This is a genomic window from Vibrio sp. NC2 (assembly GCF_025195005.1).
GTDB classification, from domain to species: Bacteria; Pseudomonadota; Gammaproteobacteria; order Enterobacterales; family Vibrionaceae; genus Vibrio; species Vibrio splendidus.
Genome location: NZ_JANVFC010000004.1, coordinates 61,804 through 62,047, shown reverse-complemented (window position 1 = coordinate 62,047; position 244 = coordinate 61,804). Strand labels below are relative to the sequence as shown.

Sequence of the window (244 nt, the reverse complement as noted above, 5' to 3'; positions counted from 1 at the left end):
TAAATCATCACGCTGCTCATCAGTCAGTTCACTCATACGGCGGATGTGTGTTTTTGGCAGCAACATGGTTTCAAATGGCCACGCTGCCCAGTAAGGCACCACTGCAATCCAATGTTCAGTTTCAACCACAGTGCGAGAGCCGTCTTTCATTTCAGCTTCAACGTAATCCACTAAAAGATTAGAACCTTGCTGTTCAAAGTACTCTTTTAACAGTTTTTCTTTGCGTTCAATCTCGTTGGGTAAA

The 244-nt window shown here is 43.4% G+C and carries 1 protein-coding gene; it reads right to left on the bottom strand.

All coding sequences use genetic code 11. The features are described 5' to 3' along the window. Positions 1-244: galactose-1-phosphate uridylyltransferase (galT, locus tag NX845_RS07405; protein ID WP_260256747.1), on the bottom strand; the 244-nt coding region annotated here is incomplete at both ends.